Source organism: Streptomyces sp. DT2A-34 (assembly GCF_030499515.1).
Lineage (GTDB): Bacteria > Actinomycetota > Actinomycetes > Streptomycetales > Streptomycetaceae > Streptomyces.
On the sequence record NZ_JASTWJ010000001.1, the window covers coordinates 8493218 to 8508485 of the forward strand.

The following is a 15268-nucleotide window of genomic DNA, read 5'->3' on the forward strand; positions in this document are numbered from 1 at the left end:
TCAGATCCCGGCGGCCCGCGCCTTCTCGTACACCTCCGCGGCGACGTCCTTGAGCTCCTGGGCGTCGCGCACGGTGCTCTGGAGGTCGACGAAGATCTCGTCCAGGCCGACCTCGGCGTACGCGGCCAGGTCCTCCACGATCTGGTCGACACTGCCGTGGAAGGGCGGGCGGTCGGAGCCCTCGTATCCCTTGGCGGAATAGCGCGCGTTGGTGCGCACGACCGTCTGGATCGGTTCCGTGCGACCCCGCTCGGCGGCCAGCTCCCGCAGCTCCTGCCACTGCTCGGCCAGCGACTCGGCGCTCAGGGCGACGGGCATCCACCCGTCGGCGTGGTCCACGAGCCGGCGGCGCGCCTTGGGGGTGGCGGCGGCAAGCAGGATCGGGATGGGCCGGGCGGGCTTGGGGCCGACCACGGAGGGGGCGATCTTCGTGATCCGGCCGTCGTACGACACCGGGTCCGGGCCCCACACCGCGCGGCAGACCTCGAGCACCTCGTCCAGGACCTGGCCGCGCTCCTCGAAGGGACGGACGGAGGCGGCCGCGTACTCGTCGTGCGACCAGCCGGTGCCGAGGCCCGCGACGAGGCGGCCGCCGCTCGCCGCGTCCAGGGTGGCGAGCGACTTGGCGAGCTGGAAGGGCACGTGCAGCGGGGCCACCAGCACGCTGGTGCCGAGCCGGGCCCGCTCGGTCGCCGCGGCCGCCAGCGTGAGCGTGACCAGCGGGGGCGACCCCGCGGTAGTCGTCCGGCCAGGGCAGGCCCTCGATGCCGTACAGGCCCTGGGTGGCGGGCTCGGGGAACAGGGCCCGCTCGTAGACCCACAGGCTCTCGTAGCCGACCGCCTCGGCGGCGCGTGCCACGTCCGGGACGTCCCTGCCGAGGTCGTACTGCCTGTTCTGGGGGAGTGCGAGTCCGAGCCGAGTCGCCATGCCTGTGCTCCTTTGCAAGAGGTCCAGTCATGTCGAACGTACAACGTTCATCTAGTGGTTGAGGGGCCTCGGCGCAGGAGTGGCCGGATCAGACCGGCAGTGGCGTGAGCAGCATGCGTCCCGCGAACCCCACCGCCCCGTCCAGCCGCTCGGTGAACTCCTCGGCGACGTCCGGCAGTCGGCGCAGCGCCCACAGGGCACGGGCCGCCGACCAGGTGGCGTCCCGGGCCCGCTCCAGGCTCCAGGAGCCGAGCAGATGGGTGAGCGGGTCGGCGATCTGAAGCAGGTCGGGACCCGGCATCAGATCTTCGCGGATGTGCTCCTCCAGCGAGACGAGGAGATCACCCACGCGGTCGAACTCGTCCTCCAGCTCGGCGGGTTCGCAGTCGAGGCTACGACAGGCGTCCACCACGGCGAGCGCCAGGTCGTGCCCGATGTGCGCATTGATGCCCGCGAGCGCGAACTGCAGCGGTCGTACGCCGGGATGGCGGCGCATCTGGAACAGGGGCCGCCAGCAGGCCGGTGGGCGCTGCTCGTCCTCGGCCGCCTCCACCGCTGCGAGAAACCGCTCCGCGAACCGCACGTCCAGCGTGATCGCGGCCCGCGCGTCCGTGAACCGGCCGCCGTCGATGTGCCGGTCGAACGCCTCCGTGACGGTGAGGTAGACGCGGTTGAAGACCGCGATTCCGTCGGCTTCGGGCAGGGCCGCGTCGAGGGCGCGCATACGGGAGATGACCGCGTCCACAGGTGTGGTGAATTGTTCGCATTGCGCCATGGGGGCAGAGTCCCAGCTTTAGGCTGGCGGGAGTGTCGGCGGGCCCGGCGCTTCCCCAGAACGGGGGAACGCGCGCTCGCTGTTGGGGGGAGGGGGAGCAGGACCGTGCCAGGCTTACGTGCCCAGCGACTGGCCGCACGCAGGTCCGAGCGCAGGAGGGCGGCCCGGCGCCATGCCATGGCCGTGGCGGCGTCTGTCGTGGTGGCCGTCGGTACCGCGACCGGCATGATCTCCGCGCTCGACGACAGGGGGCGCTCCGACGAGGCCAGGCCGGCCGAGACGACGCGCTCACCGAGCTTTCAGTCCCTGCCGCCCGTGCACTCGGCCTACCCGTCGGTCACGAAGTCCCCTTCGCCGATGGCCACTTCACCGACTCCGAAGAAGCAGGCGAGCCCCGCGAGCCCCGCGAGCCCCATGCCCTCGCCGACCAGGACCGAGCGAAAGCAGCAGCCGGCCGTGGTGTCCGCCCGCCTCTACCGCCATCCCGACTCCCAGGTCCTGGAGTGGGTCCGCGACAACGCGGGCGACCCGCGCCACGCCGTCATAGAGTCCCGGATCGCCGCCCAGCCGGCCGCCGTGTGGTTCGCCGACTTCACGCCGGACACCGTCACCGCCCGGGTCCGCGCGGTCACTTCGGGCGGGGCGGCGCTGGGGCGGGTGCCGGTGGTCGTGCCGTACGCGATACCGGACCGTGACTGCGGCGGGTACTCCGAGGGCGGGGCGCCCGACCTCGACGCGTACGACGCCTGGATCGACAGGTTCGCCGCGGGGCTGGGCTCCGGCGACGTCATCGTGATCCTGGAGCCCGACTCCATCGCCCAGTCCGAGTGCCTGTCCGCCGGGGAACGCGCCGACCGCTTCGCCTCGTTGGCCCGCGCGGGCCGCGCCTTCAAGGCCGCGAACCCGAAGGCACGCGTGTACTACGACGCCGGGCACTCCGGCTGGAACACGCCCGCGAAGCAGGCGGAGCGGCTGAAGCAGGCCGGCGCCGCCTCGGCCGCCTCCTCCGACGGCATCTTCAGCAACGTCTCCAACTTCCACGCCACGAGCGACGAGATCGCCTACGACCGACAGGTCCTCGACGCCCTCGGCGGCCCGGCGAGCCTGGGCGCCGTCATCGACACCAGCCGCAACGGCGCCGGGGCTCCGGCCGACGGCGAGTGGTGCGATCCGGCGGGCCGCAGGCTGGGCCGGGCGCCGACGCTCAGCACCGGCGAGGCGCGGATCGACGCCTACCTGTGGGTGAAGCTGCCGGGGGAGTCGGACGGGTGCAAGGGGAGGCCGGGGACCTTCACGGCGTCGTACGCCTATGACTTGGCGCGCTGAGAGAACGCGCTCTGCGTCGTGTGCCGGACCGGGGTGGCGCGGAACCGGGCCCGGTACTCGCTCGGCGTCGTGGCGAGGCGGCGGCGGAATGCCCGGATCAGGGTGTCGACGGTGCCGAACCCGCAGCGGGAGGCGACCCGTTCGAGTGTGTCGTCGGTGGTCTCCAGCAGGTTGCCGGCCATCTCGACCCGGGCCGACTCGATGTAGGCGTGCGGCGTCGTGCCGAGTTCGGTCTTGAAGATCCGGGTGAGCTGCCGGTCGCTGACATGCGCGTACGCGGCCAGGTCCGGGACGGTCAGGCGCCGGTCGATGTTGTTCAGGATGTGGTGCCGGAGGTCTTCGATGCGGCGCGTCGTGGACACCTGCTCCAACGGCACGCTGAACTGCGACTGCCCGCCGGGTCGCTTCAGGTACATCACGAGCTGGCGGGCGACGCGCAGCGCGACCGCCTCGCCGAAGTCCTCCGCGACCAGCGCGAGGGACAGGTCCAGCACGACGGCGGCGAGGGTTCGCCCTACGACATCCGCGCGGAGATCGGCGCGATCCACCCCGATGTGGCGCCGATCGACGGCGAGTCCGTGGTCGTCAAGCAGGCCCCGGACGCCTTCCACGGCACCGAACTCGGCAAGCTCGTGGACGAGACCGTGATCGTCGCCGGGTTCATGACCCACATGTGCATCGCGTACACGTCGGCGTCGGCGGCCTGCGCGGCAACAAGCCCACCGTGCCGGCGGACGCGTGCGCCACCCGGTCGATCGTGGACGTGTTCGCCGACGAGCTGCACCGCAGTGCGCTGGCGGCCATCGCCGACGCGTACGGCGTGGTCGTCGCCTCCGGCGAAGAGCTGGCCTGACATGGCGTCCCGCCGCGGGTTCCTGAAGGTCGGCGGTGCGGCCGTCGTCGGCGGCGCCGGGGTGTTCGGCGCCACCCGGCTGGGCGACAGCCCCGCGCAGGCGGCGGACGCGGACACGTCGGGCACGACGACGCTGCGCAAGCTCAACGGCCTGGCCGACAAGCCGGCTTCGCTCGCCTCCGCCACTTTGATCATGGTCGACTACCAGAACACCTACACCCGGGGTGTCATGGAACTGACCCGCTGGCAGGCGGCCCTGGACGCCGCGGCCGAGCTGCTGAGCGCGGCCCGCGAGGCGGGCGGGAAGGTCATCCACATCGTCAATGACGGCGGGGAGAACACCCCGTACGACATCCGTCGGCCGATCGGCGAGATCCACGACCGGGTCAAGCCCGCGAAGGGCGAGCGGACCGTGGTGAAGAAGGCCCCCGACGCCTTCGTGAACACCGACCTCGGCAGGTCGACGAGGCGGGGAACGAGAACCTGGTCATCGCCGGGTTCATGACGCACATGTGCGTGACGTTCACCGCCGAGGGTGCGTTCCTTCGCGGGAACAAGCCCACCGTGGTCGCGGACGCCTGCGCCACCCGGCCGCTGCCGTCGGTCGGGGGCGGACTGTCCGCCGAGCAGATCCACCAGAGCGCGCTGGCGACGATCGCCGACCTGTACGGCGTCGTCGTTTACGCTGCTCGGGCTGCGCACGGACGGCCCGCGGGCCGCCGCCGAGCTCTCGGGGATGGCGCAGACCGTCGGCTACCTGCTGGCCGGCCTCGGCCCGCTGGCCATGGGGGTACTCCACAACGCCACCGGCGGCTGGCAGGTGCCGCTCACCGCCCTGATCGCTCTGGTGGTACCGGAGGCGATCGCAGGACTCCTCGCCGCCCGCCCCGGCCACGTACGCCCTGGCGACGGCGAGGACAACCCGGCGAAGCGCACGGCTTCGCGCGCTGACGGTCAGCTCGTCCGGCTGTAGCCGAGCCAGGCGTCGAAGGTGACGTGATGCCACCTATCGCGCCGGGCCGCCGACGGCTAGGGTCCGGGCGCGACGAGTCATCCACGAGGAGCTGAGACATGGTCGGTTTCCCGAGCGCGCGTTGACGTTGTAGGCCCTGACCGGCCTGTCATCGCGTGCTGCCCTTGATGTTGCGGCACAGCGAGCCTCTCCCTGCCCTGATCTGCCGGTGCACCTGTGGTGCGCCGGTGACGGGCCTCGTTGTCGGCAACCCGAGGGATCCCCGTGCCGTCCGCTTCCTCCGCTGTATCCGGTTCCGATCGGCCTGTTCCGCCGAGCCTGTGGCGCGACGCCGACTTCCGCAGTCTCTGGTGGGGGCAGACAGCCTCCCAACTCGGTGAACACGCAAGTCTCGTGGTTCTGCCGCTTCTCGCCGTCCTGACGCTCGACGCCAGTGCCGGCCAGCTGGGTGCCCTTCGCGCGGTGGGGCAGGCGCCGATCCTGTTGCTGTCGCTCTTCGCCGGCGCGTGGGTGGACAGGTGGCGGACCCGCACGACGATGGTGCTCACGGACGCCGGTCGCGCCCTGGCCCTGGGTGCCGCAGCCATGGCCGGCCTCCTCGGCTGGCTCGGCCTGCCCGGCCTGCTCGCGCTCGCCTTCGCCGTCGGGGCCCTGTCCGTGTTCTTCGACGTGGCATACCAGGCGTCTCTCGTACGACTGGTGCGACGCGACCAACTGGTGCGAGGCAACAGCGCACTCGAGGGCAGCCGGTCCGCGGCCCAGATCGGCGGCCCCGCCCTCGGCGGCGCGTTGGTGTCCCTGCTGTCGGCGCCGATCGCTGCCGCCTCCAGCGCGCTGTTCTTCGCGCTGTCGTTCCTGTCGATCCGGCGGATCCGCCGAGCCGAATCGCTCCCGGAGCGCCCGGAACACCCCCCTCGGGTCTGGCGGCGGATTCATGAGGGCCTGCGTTTCGTCGCCTGCGACACCGCGCTTCGGACCGTGTGCCTCGCCTCGGCCGCCTTCCAGTTCTCCTTCGCGGCCACGATGACCGTCTACCTGCTCTTCCTGCCGCGGGAACTGCACCTGTCGGGCACCGTCGTAGGGCTGGCGCTCGCGGCGGCGGGACCGGGCGCGCTCCTGGGCTCACTGCTGGCCGCCCGTCTGCCGAGCCGGTTCGGTCATGGCGCGGTGCTCGTGTGCGCGGCGGCACTCGGCGACGGCGCGTTCCTGTGTGTGCCCGCGCTGCACGGCTCCTCCGCGGTGACGGTTCCCGCGCTCCTCGCGGTCGGCTTCGTGTTCGGGTTCGGCGGCCAGTTGGTGAATGTCACGGTCATGGCCGTCCGGCAGGCCGTCACTCCGCACCGGATGCAGGGCCGGGCCGCCGCGACGATCACGTTTGTCGGCATGGGGTCGACCCCGCTCGGTTCTCTGGTCGGCGGATTTCTCGCGGAGGAGTGGGGGCTGCGCACCAGTCTCCTGGTGACGGCCGCAGGCATGATGCTGTCCCCGGTGGTGATGGCCTTGTCCCCGCTCGCACGTCTGGGACGGGAGCTCCCGGCCTCGCACGACGCGCCGCACGGGCCGCCGCCTGAAGCCGGACGGCCGCCCGCCTGAAGCCGGACGGGCCGCGTATCAGCTCGTTCGCGATGCCGCGGTCGCGGCCCTCAGGGGCGTGGGTCGGGAACCGCCGCCTCCGGGCGGCTGACCTTCGGGCGGTCGCGGTCGCCGGCGCGCAGGACGCCCGCGAACACGGCGAGGCCGGAGGCCAGGACGGTGACCACGCAGAACGACACCATCAGACTGGTCGCCTGGGCGAGACCGCCGATCGCGCCCGGGGCGACGAGACCCGAGGTGTACGTGATCGTCGCGACGCCCGCGATGGCCTGACTGGGGTTGGGGCCGCTGCGGCCCGCCGCCGCGAAGCACAGCGGGACGACCACCGCGATGCCCAGGCCCAGCAGCGCGAACCCGGCCATCGCCACCGCCGGATGGTCGGACACGACGATGAGCAGGCCGCCGAGCGTGGCGAGGACGCCGCCGAACCGGACCGTGCGCACGGCGCCGTAGCGGTCCACCACCTTGTCGCCGGCGATCCGGGCGAGCGCCATCGTGAGCGTGAAGCCGGTGGTGCACGCCGCCGCGAGACCGGCCGAGGCGTCCAGCTGGTCCCGCAGATAGACCGCCGACCAGTCCAGGCTCGCGCCCTCCGCGAAGACCGCGCAGAACCCGACCGCGCCGATCAGCAGCGCCGAGCGGGGCGGCAGCGCGAACCGGGGCGGCGGCTCCTCGTCCTCGGCGGGCTGCAGGTCGAGCACCCACCGGCAGGCCAGGACGCCGAGGAAGGTGAGGGTGGCCGCGGCGAGCGCGTGGTGCAGCCGGGCGTCGGTGCCCAGGTGCGCCGCGAGCGTGCCGGCCGCCGAGCCGATCAGGGCGCCCGCGCTCCACATGCCGTGCAGCCCGGACATGATCGACCGGTCGAGGCGGTTCTCGACCTCGACGCCGAGCGCGTTCATCGCCACGTCCGCCATACCCGCCGTGGCGCCGAAGGTGAACAGGGCCAGGCACAGGGTCAGCAGGTTGGGGGCGAGGGAGGGCAGGACGAGGGCGAGCGTCCACAGGGCGATCAGTCCGCGCAGGGCGTTCCGGGCGCCGAAGCGGTGGCTGACACTGCCCGCCAGCGGCATCGCCACGGAGGCGCCGAGCGCGGGGAAGGCGAGCGCCAGCCCCAGCTGGCCGGCGCTGACCCCGGCGTGGTCCTGGATCCACGGCACCCGTGTCGCGAACGAGCCCGTGACAGCGCCGTGCACGGCGAAGACGGCCGCCACGGCGTACCGGGCGCGCTTCACCTCGCGCTGCTCGTCAACCACTGCGCTCATTCTGCGGCCCCTCCCTGCTTCTCGGCCCCCTGTCGGTCCCGGGCCTGCGGTCGCCGCCGTAAACTATCAGGGACCCTGCCTGATAGATAGCGGATAAACCAGCCGTGGGAGGATCCCGGCATGCCCGCATCCCCGAGCACCGCCCGGGCCATCAACGACCGGCTCGCCCTGCGCCTGCTCCAGCGGGAGGGCCCGTTGACGGCAGGGCAGTTGAAGCAGCTGACCGGCCTGTCCCGGCCGACCGTCGCCGACCTCGTCGAACGCCTCACCGCCGCCGGCCTGATCGGGGTCGTCGGCGAGGCGGGGGAACAGCGGCGCGGGCCGAACGCCAAGCTGTACGGCATCGTCGCCGACCGTGCCCATCTGGCGGCGCTGGACGTCCGTACCGAGGGCGTCTCGGTGGTCGTGTCCGACCTGGTCGGGGCCGTGCTCGCGGAGGCGTCGGTGCCGATCGGCGGTGACACGGGGACCGGGCCTGCCGTGGAACAGGCGGTGGCGCTGGTGGAGCGGGTCGTGAAGGAGGCGGGAGCGGACCGGCTCCATACGGTGGGCATCGGCGCCCCGGGCCTCATCGACCCGGCCGGCGGTGAACTGCGCGACTCAACCGGCCTCCCCGCATGGCACCGCCGCCTGGTGGCGGCGCTCCAGGAACGGTTCCCCGAGGCTCGGGTCAACGTCGAGAACGAGACCAACCTCGCCGCTCTCGCGGAACAGCGCGACGGAGCGGCCCGGGACCGGGACACCTTCGTCCTGCTGTGGCTCGGCCACGGCACCGGCGCGGCCGTGGTCCTCGACGGGGCCCTGCGCCGCGGGGCCTCCGGCGGGACCGGCGAGATCGGGTTCCTGCCGGTGCCGGGCACGGCGGGGCTGCCGTCGGCTGTGGACTGCGAGGGCGGATTCCACTCGCTGGCGGGGTCGGCGGCGGTGGTGGAGCTTGCCGGCGCGTACGGGCTGAGCCTTGAGGGCGCCGCTGTGCACGAGCCACTGGCGGCGGGGGTGGTGAGGGAAGCGGTGGCGCTGGTCGCCGGGGCCGGCGGCGGGGGAGCGGGGCACCGGCCTGCGGGGCGGGGAAGCCCGACGCCCGCCTCGGGCGGCTCGGAACGCGCCGAGCCGACCAGCCCCTCGGACATCGCGCCCCCTGCCTCGGTCGCCGGCGGCGCGCGGGCAGCGGCGACGCAGGCGACCGACAGCGCGGACGGCACCGCCACAGCGCGCCCCTTGGACCACTCGATGCGAGCCGACCCGCATCCCACCACCGCGCCGCCTGCCGAACCGTCCCGGGGCTACGACGCGCCCGCCGAGCCGTCCCATGCCTCCGCCCCCGTGGCGTACGCCGACCCACGCCACGCTGCGGCTCCTGCCGACGAGGCTGACGGTCCGGCGTCCGCCGACGAGGCTCGCGGTCCGGCGTCCGCCGACCATCCTCACGGCCCGGCCTCCGCCGACCGTTTCCTCGACGCTCTCGCCGACCGCCTCGCCATCGGCGTCGCCTCTGTGGTCGCGATCCTCGACCCCGGTTGCGTGGTCCTCGGCGGAGAGGTCGGGCAGGCCGGCGGGGACGTGCTGGCCCGGCGGGTGGAGGAGCGGATCCGGCGGATGTCGCCGTTGGTGACGGTGGTCCGCCCCAGCGCTCTGGGCGGCGGCGCAGTGCTGCGCGGCGCGCTGCTCACCGCACGGGACGCCGCCCAGGACGACCTGTTCGCACCGCCGGACCGGTAACCCGCCCGCCCGCTCCCGCCCTCCAAGTGCCCGGCGAGCACGGGCCCTTGGAGGGCAGGCCGGCTTGCCCGGGGAGTTCCGTTCAGGCGTGGCCGTACCTGGAAGCGCCGGTCAGACCCGCCGCCCCCCAACCCGCCCCACGTACTCCTCGAACGTCCCCTTGCCCACTCCCGGCCCCCGCGTCAGATGCCCGCCCGAGCGGAACCCCCGGTACCCCTTCCCCCACAGCGGCACGTTCGCCACGGCCCGCTTCCGTCCCGTCGCCTTGAGGTAGGCGCGGGCCAGTGAATCGAGGGTCCGTACCTCGGGGCCGCCCATGTCGGCGACCCGCCCCGCCGGAGCCGCGAGGGCCAGTTCGGCGAGGCGGTCCGCGACCTCCGTCACCTCTACGGGCTGGTCCTTCACGCCGGCCGGGAGGAGCATGACGGGCGGCTTGGACAGGATCACGAACAGCCGGACCAGGAGGTCGTGGAACTGCGTCGCCCGCAGCACGGTCCAGCCGAGCCCCGACTCCTCGATCAGCGTCTCCACGGCGAGCTTGGTCCGGTAGTAGCCGAAAGGCACCCGGTCGATGCCGACGATCGAGATGTAGACCAGGTGCTGTACGCCCGCCCTGCGCGCCGCCGCGATCAGATGCGCCGCCGCCTTTTCGTCGCCCCCACCCGGCGAGGTCGCGCAGTGCACGATCGTGTCCACGCCCGCCACCGCCGCGTCCAGGCCGGGGCCACCCTTGCGCAGATCGACGGCGTACGGCTGGGCGTGCCGACTCAGCACCCGTACGTCGTGCCCGTCCCCGCGCAGCCGCTCGGTGACGAGCCGGCCGAGCGTTCCGGTACCGCCGGTCACCAGGATCGTGGTCATGCTGTTCAGCCCCTTCGGACGCCGGGCGCTCCCGGGTGGAGCGCCCCTCGTCAACTGGGACCGAATACCCGGTGCGGAATGTGACAGCCGGCCTCAGGGGTCTTCTACGCCCCGGTCAGCTGACGGCCCGCGAACGCCAGCTTGTCCGGGTTCACCACGGCTCGGGCATGCACGACGAGACCGTCGCTCAGCTCCAGCGCGACGACGCCGAGGAGCGTGTCGCCCGCCCAGGCGGCCACCGCCGGCTCGCCGTTGACCTCGGCCGTCGTGAAGTGCACGCCCTCCATGAACCGCTCGACCAGGCCCACCAGGAAACGGGACACCTTCTCCCGGCCCTCGACCGGCCGCCGGGCCGACGAGACCTTGCCACCACCGTCGCTCGACCAGATCACGTCGGCCGCCAGCAGCTTCTCCAGCCGGGCCAGATCGCCGTCCCGGGCCGCGGCCACGAAGGACGCGACGAGCTCCTCCTGTCGCTCCGGGGCCGGCTCGAACCGCGACCGCGCCTCACCCACCCGCTGGACCGCGCGCCGGTAGAGCTGACGGCAGTTGGCCTCCGTCAGATCCAGCGCCTCGGCGATCTCCCGGTGGCCGTACGCGAACGCCTCCCGGAGGACGTACACGGCCCGCTCGGTCGGTGTGAGCCGCTCCAGCAGTACCAGCATCGCCATGGACACGGCGTCGCGCTGCTCGGCGGACTCCAGGGGGCCGAGTGTGCCGTCCGAGGTGATCACCGGCTCGGGCAGCCACGGCCCGGCGTACTGCTCGCGCCGGGCCCTGGCCGAAGTCAGCCGGGTGAGACAGAGGTTGGTGACGACCTTGGCGAGCCAGGCCGCGGGATGCTCGATCCGCGCACGGTCGGCGCCACTGAAACGCAGATAGGCGTCCTGGACGGTGTCCTCGGCCTCCTCGGCGGAGCCCAGCATCCGATAGGCCAGGCCGAAGAGCCGGGGCCGGTGGGTCTCGAACTCGTCGGCGGTCGCGGTCGTCATGCCGTTCACCCTGCCAGAACCGCCGGAAGCGGGACTTGGGAGACCCGGCGGCGGGCAAGGGCCGTCGTCACCGCCGCCGGGTCGTCTGCGCGGCGTTCTGCGGACTCCGAGGTCTCCCGAACCCCAACGTCGTTCCTGTCCGCGGAAGTTGCGCCGACCCTAGAGAGGACTAGACCAGTGAGTCAATAGGTATGGACCAATCCCGGATCAAAGAAATCCAGCCATGCAGCCTGTGAGGCACCCCACAGCATTCGCCCGCATGGACACCGATCAGGCGTGGCACACTGGCCCTGTACCAGAAGCAGCGCACTCCGGGGTCGGTGAAAGTCCGAACCGGCGGTTACAGTCCGCGACCCGGTCGCCTCCAGCGGCCGGTTGACCAGGTGAAATTCCTGGACCGACGGTTAAAGTCCGGATGGGAGGCAGTGCGCGGCGGGCGGGCATTCGTGCGCGCCGCCGTATTGGTTCGCCCCCGTGGCGAGCCCTGTTCGGCGTCGCCCCCGGTGTCCCTGCTCGTACATTCTGTCGTCATCGACAGCCCCGGAGTCCGTGCCCGAATGAGGCAGGAGGACCCGGGAAGTGTTCACCGGAATCGTCGAAGAGCTGGGCCAGGTCACGGCCGTCGAGACCCTCGACGACGCCTGTCGCTTCCGACTGTGCGGTCCCGTCGTCACCGACGGCGCGAAGCACGGAGACTCCATCGCCGTCAACGGCGTCTGCCTCACGGTCGTCGACCACGAGGGCGACGAGTTCACCGCCGACGTCATGGCGGAGACGCTCGACCGCTCCAGCCTGGGCGCCCTCACCGTCGGCTCCCGCGTCAACCTGGAGCGCCCCACCGCCGTCGGCGCGCGCCTCGGCGGGCACATCGTGCAGGGGCACGTCGACGGCACCGGCGAGGTGCTGGAGCGCAAGCCCTCCGAGCACTGGGAGATCGTGAAGATCTCGCTCCCCGCGGACCTGTCCCGGTACGTCGTCGAGAAGGGCTCCATCACCGTCGACGGCATCAGCCTCACCGTCGTCGACGCCGGGCCCGACTACTTCACCGTCAGCCTCATCCCGACCACCCTCGACCTGACCACGCTCGGCCTGAAGCAGCCCGGCGACCCGGTCAACCTCGAGGTCGACGTCATCGCCAAGTACGTCGAGCGGATGCTGGGCGACCGGCTCTCCTCCGAAGGGGCGACGGCCAAGTGAACTCGCTGAACTCCGAGGCCTTCGCCCTGTTCGGCCAGCACATCCTCTGGTCGGACATGATCGGCAACCTCTTCGGCCTGGCCGCCCTCGCCCTCGGCTGGCGGCGCTCCATATGGACCTGGCCCGTGCAGTTCCTGGCCGGCCTGATCCTCTTCGGCGCCTTCTTCGGCCACCTCACCGGCAGCGCGGGCAAGCAGGCGGTCGTCATGCTCGTCGCGCTGTACGGCTGGTGGCAGTGGCAGCGCGGCAAGGGGCAGACGGAGGACGGCCACATCGCCGTACGGTTCGCCACCTGGCGCGAGCGCGGCGCGATGGTCGCGGCGGCCGCCGCCGGCACCGTCGTGGTGGCGCTGCTCTTCAAGGCGTACCCGAGCCTGTCCTGGGACCCCTGGCCCGACGCGTACATCTTCGTCGGCACCGTCGTCGCCATGTACGCCCAGGCGCGCGGCATGGTCGAGTTCTGGTTCGCCTGGCTGCTCGTCGACCTGGTCGGCGTGCCCCTGAACTTCGCCAACGGCTACGCCTTCTCCGGCTTCGTCTACGTCATCTACGGCGCACTCGTCCTGTGGGGCATGCGCGACTGGTGGCTGCGCTCCCGCGAGGACGCGCGGCCCGTCCTGGAAGGAGCGCCGGCATGACCACGGCACCGATCCTGTACAGCACCGACGGTTTCGAGGACCTCAGCCTCGACCCGATCGAGCGGGCCATCGCCGACATCGCCGCGGGCCGCCCCGTCGTGGTCGTCGACGACGAGGACCGCGAGAACGAGGGCGACCTCGTCATCGCCGCCGAACACGCGACACCCGAGATCGTCGCGTTCATGATGAGCGAGTGCCGCGGCCTGATCTGCGCCCCCATGGAGCCCGAGGAGCTCGACCGGCTGGGACTGCAGCAGATGGTCGACGACAACACCGAGTCCATGAAGACCGCGTTCACCGTGTCCGTGGACGCCTCCGCCGCGCACGGTGTGACCACCGGCATCTCCGCCTCCGACCGGGCGACCACCCTTCAGCTCCTCGCGAGCGGCAGGGCGGAGCCGTCGGACCTCGTCCGCCCCGGCCACATCTTCCCGCTGCGCGCCAGGTCCGGCGGCGTCCTCGTGCGCAACGGCCACACCGAGGCGGCCGTCGACCTCGCCCGCCTCGCGGGGCTGCGCCCGGCCGGCGCCATCGTCGAGATCGCCGGCGAGGACGGCGAGATGCTGCGGCTGCCCGAGCTGATCCCGTTCGCCCGCAAGCACGGCCTGACGATCATCTCCATCGAGGACCTCATCGCCTACCGCCGCTCCGCCGAGCCCACCGTCCGCCGCGAGGCCGAGACGCGGCTCCCCACCGCCCACGGCACCTTCACGGCGTACGGCTACCGCTCCACCGTCGACGGCGTCGAGCACGTCGCCCTCGTGCACGGCGAGATCGGCGACGGCGAGGACGTCCTGGTCCGCGTCCACTCCGAGTGCCTCACCGGCGACGTGTTCAGCTCCCTGCGCTGCGACTGCGGCCCCCAGCTGGACGCCTCCCTGCAGCGCATCCAGGCCGAGGGCAGGGGAGTGGTGGTCTACCTGCGCGGACACGAGGGACGCGGCATCGGGCTGCTCTCCAAGCTGCGCGCGTACGAACTCCAGGAGAACGGCCGCGACACCCTCGACGCCAACCTCGAACTCGGCCTGCCCGCCGACGCCCGCGACTACGGCGCCGGCGCGCAGATCCTGACGGATCTGGGAATCACGAGCGTCCGCCTGATGACCAACAACCCCGACAAGAGCGACGCCCTCGTCCGGCACGGCATCAAGGTCTCCGACCGCGAGCCGATGCCTGTACAGGCGGGCGAGCACAACCTCCGCTACCTGCGCACCAAGCGGGACCGGATGGGACACGACCTGCCCTGGCTGGACACGGCCCCCGTGTCCACCTGCAGCAACCAGTAGCACAACGAGGAGACACAAGAACGTGAGCGGCAAGGGCGCAGCACCGGAACTGTCCGTACGCAACGTGGGCGACCTTCGGGTCGCGGTCATCGCGGCGCAGTGGCACGACAAGGTGATGGACGGTCTGGTCAACGGCGCCCTGCGCGCCCTGCACGACCTGGGGATCGACGAGCCGACCCTGCTCCGGGTCCCCGGCAGCTGGGAACTCCCGGTGGTCGCCAAGGTCCTCGCGGGCCGCGGCTACGACGCGATCGTCGCCCTCGGCGTCGTCATCCGCGGCGGCACCCCGCACTTCGAGTACGTGTGCCAGGGCGTGACCCAGGGCCTGACCCAGGTCTCGGTCGAGACCGGCGTCCCCGTCGGCTTCGGCGTGCTGACCTGCGACACCGAGGAACAGGCCCTGGACCGGGCGGGCATCGAGGGCTCCAGCGAGGACAAGGGACACGAGGCGGTGACGGCGGCCGTGGCGACCGCGGCCACCCTCCGCTCAGTATCTGAACCCTGGCGCTGACGAAACCGATATGTGGCATAGGCTGAGCGTCACCATGTCCAAGAAGACGTTCGAGGAGCTCTTCACCGAGCTCCAGCAGAAGGCCGCCCACGGCGACCCAGCCACTTCCCGCACCGCCGAACTGGTCGGCAAGGGCGTCCATGCCATCGGCAAGAAGGTCGTCGAGGAGGCCGCCGAGGTCTGGATGGCCGCCGAGTACGAGGGCAAGGAAGCGGCCGCCGAGGAGATCTCGCAGCTGCTGTACCACGTCCAGGTGATGATGGTCGCCCGCGGCATCTCCCTGGACGACGTGTACGCCCACCTCTGAGTACCAGCACCCGCACCCCCATATAAGAGCGAACGAAGGAAGCCGAC

At 72.1% G+C, this 15268-nt stretch carries 13 protein-coding genes, 4 pseudogenes and 1 riboswitch; of the genes and pseudogenes, 11 read left to right on the forward strand and 6 right to left on the reverse strand.

Annotated features, from left to right (window positions below; translation table 11 throughout):
• Together QQM39_RS37975 and QQM39_RS37980 are read right to left on the reverse strand one after the other, a co-directional pair.
• Positions 1-928: pseudogene (locus QQM39_RS37975) on the reverse strand (LLM class F420-dependent oxidoreductase).
• A gap of 88 nt (positions 929-1016) precedes the next feature.
• Positions 1017-1703, reverse strand: coding sequence for a DUF5995 family protein (locus tag QQM39_RS37980; RefSeq protein WP_302002165.1), 687 nt, complete (start codon positions 1701-1703; stop codon positions 1017-1019).
• Positions 1704-1880: 177 nt separating this feature from the next.
• Here QQM39_RS37980 and QQM39_RS37985 point away from each other — a divergent pair, with 177 nt between their 5' ends.
• Entirely contained in the window at positions 1881-3029 is a 1149-nt protein-coding gene (locus QQM39_RS37985) for a glycoside hydrolase family 6 protein (protein ID WP_302003871.1), read from the forward strand.
• On the opposite strand, the pseudogene QQM39_RS37990 reads toward QQM39_RS37985, so the two are convergent.
• Positions 3011-3520, reverse strand: a pseudogene (locus tag QQM39_RS37990) (GlxA family transcriptional regulator); the annotation flags it as partial. The gene QQM39_RS37985 and the pseudogene QQM39_RS37990 overlap by 19 nt on opposite strands.
• On the opposite strand from QQM39_RS37990, the pseudogene QQM39_RS37995 reads away from it, so the two are divergent.
• The 4 genes and pseudogenes from QQM39_RS37995 to QQM39_RS38010 all read left to right on the forward strand — a co-directional run.
• A pseudogene (locus tag QQM39_RS37995) lies at positions 3515-3882 on the forward strand (isochorismatase family protein); the annotation flags it as partial. The pseudogenes QQM39_RS37990 and QQM39_RS37995 sit on opposite strands and share 6 nt — an antisense overlap.
• Positions 3883-3961: 79 nt before the next feature.
• Positions 3962-4563 (forward strand): annotated as a pseudogene (locus QQM39_RS38000) (isochorismatase family protein); the annotation flags it as partial.
• 55 nt (positions 4564-4618) lie between these two features.
• A complete protein-coding gene (locus QQM39_RS38005; RefSeq protein WP_302003957.1) occupies positions 4619-4855 on the forward strand; it encodes a hypothetical protein in 237 nt (78 codons plus the stop codon).
• A 264-nt stretch (positions 4856-5119) separates the two neighbouring features.
• Positions 5120-6448 (forward strand): MFS transporter, encoded by a 1329-nt coding sequence (locus QQM39_RS38010; RefSeq protein ID WP_367669546.1) that lies wholly within the window; start codon positions 5120-5122, stop codon positions 6446-6448.
• 50 nt (positions 6449-6498) lie between these two features.
• Here the strand turns inward: QQM39_RS38010 and QQM39_RS38015 are convergent, their stop codons facing one another.
• Positions 6499-7710: an MFS transporter gene (locus QQM39_RS38015; protein WP_302002166.1), complete on the reverse strand. Its 1212-nt coding sequence runs from the start codon at positions 7708-7710 to the stop codon at positions 6499-6501.
• 120 nt (positions 7711-7830) lie between these two features.
• Here QQM39_RS38015 and QQM39_RS38020 point away from each other — a divergent pair, with 120 nt between their 5' ends.
• Complete coding sequence (locus QQM39_RS38020) at positions 7831-9429, forward strand: ROK family protein (protein WP_302002167.1); 1599 nt, start codon at positions 7831-7833, stop codon at positions 9427-9429.
• Positions 9430-9540: 111 nt separating this feature from the next.
• Here the strand turns inward: QQM39_RS38020 and QQM39_RS38025 are convergent, their stop codons facing one another.
• Together QQM39_RS38025 and QQM39_RS38030 are read right to left on the reverse strand one after the other, a co-directional pair.
• Positions 9541-10290, reverse strand: a complete 750-nt coding sequence (locus QQM39_RS38025; RefSeq protein WP_302002168.1) for an SDR family oxidoreductase — start codon at positions 10288-10290, stop codon at positions 9541-9543.
• Between the two features lie 104 nt (positions 10291-10394).
• Positions 10395-11282: an RNA polymerase sigma-70 factor gene (locus tag QQM39_RS38030; RefSeq protein WP_302002169.1), complete on the reverse strand. Its 888-nt coding sequence runs from the start codon at positions 11280-11282 to the stop codon at positions 10395-10397.
• A gap of 302 nt (positions 11283-11584) precedes the next feature.
• A riboswitch (FMN riboswitch) is annotated at positions 11585-11715 on the forward strand.
• A 146-nt stretch (positions 11716-11861) separates the two neighbouring features.
• Between QQM39_RS38030 and QQM39_RS38035 the strand changes: the two genes are divergently transcribed.
• From QQM39_RS38035 to QQM39_RS38055, 5 genes are read left to right on the forward strand one after another with little or no spacing between them, the layout of a single operon-like run.
• Entirely contained in the window at positions 11862-12479 is a 618-nt protein-coding gene (locus QQM39_RS38035; RefSeq protein ID WP_302002170.1) for a riboflavin synthase, read from the forward strand.
• Positions 12476-13117, forward strand: a complete 642-nt coding sequence (locus QQM39_RS38040) for a nicotinamide mononucleotide transporter family protein (RefSeq protein ID WP_302002171.1) — start codon at positions 12476-12478, stop codon at positions 13115-13117. Before QQM39_RS38035 ends, QQM39_RS38040 begins: the two co-directional genes overlap by 4 nt.
• Complete coding sequence (locus tag QQM39_RS38045) at positions 13114-14403, forward strand: bifunctional 3,4-dihydroxy-2-butanone-4-phosphate synthase/GTP cyclohydrolase II (protein WP_302002172.1); 1290 nt, start codon at positions 13114-13116, stop codon at positions 14401-14403. The genes QQM39_RS38040 and QQM39_RS38045 overlap by 4 nt, the downstream gene beginning before the upstream one ends.
• 22 nt (positions 14404-14425) lie before the next feature.
• Positions 14426-14914 carry a 6,7-dimethyl-8-ribityllumazine synthase gene (gene ribH / locus QQM39_RS38050; protein ID WP_302002173.1) on the forward strand — a complete coding sequence of 163 codons (489 nt, stop codon included), beginning with the start codon at positions 14426-14428 and terminating at the stop codon, positions 14912-14914.
• A 34-nt stretch (positions 14915-14948) separates the two neighbouring features.
• The gene (locus QQM39_RS38055) at positions 14949-15221 is read left to right on the forward strand and encodes a phosphoribosyl-ATP diphosphatase (RefSeq protein ID WP_023552153.1); all 273 of its coding nucleotides are present in this window, start codon (positions 14949-14951) and stop codon (positions 15219-15221) included.
• Positions 15222-15268 lie beyond the last annotated feature (47 nt).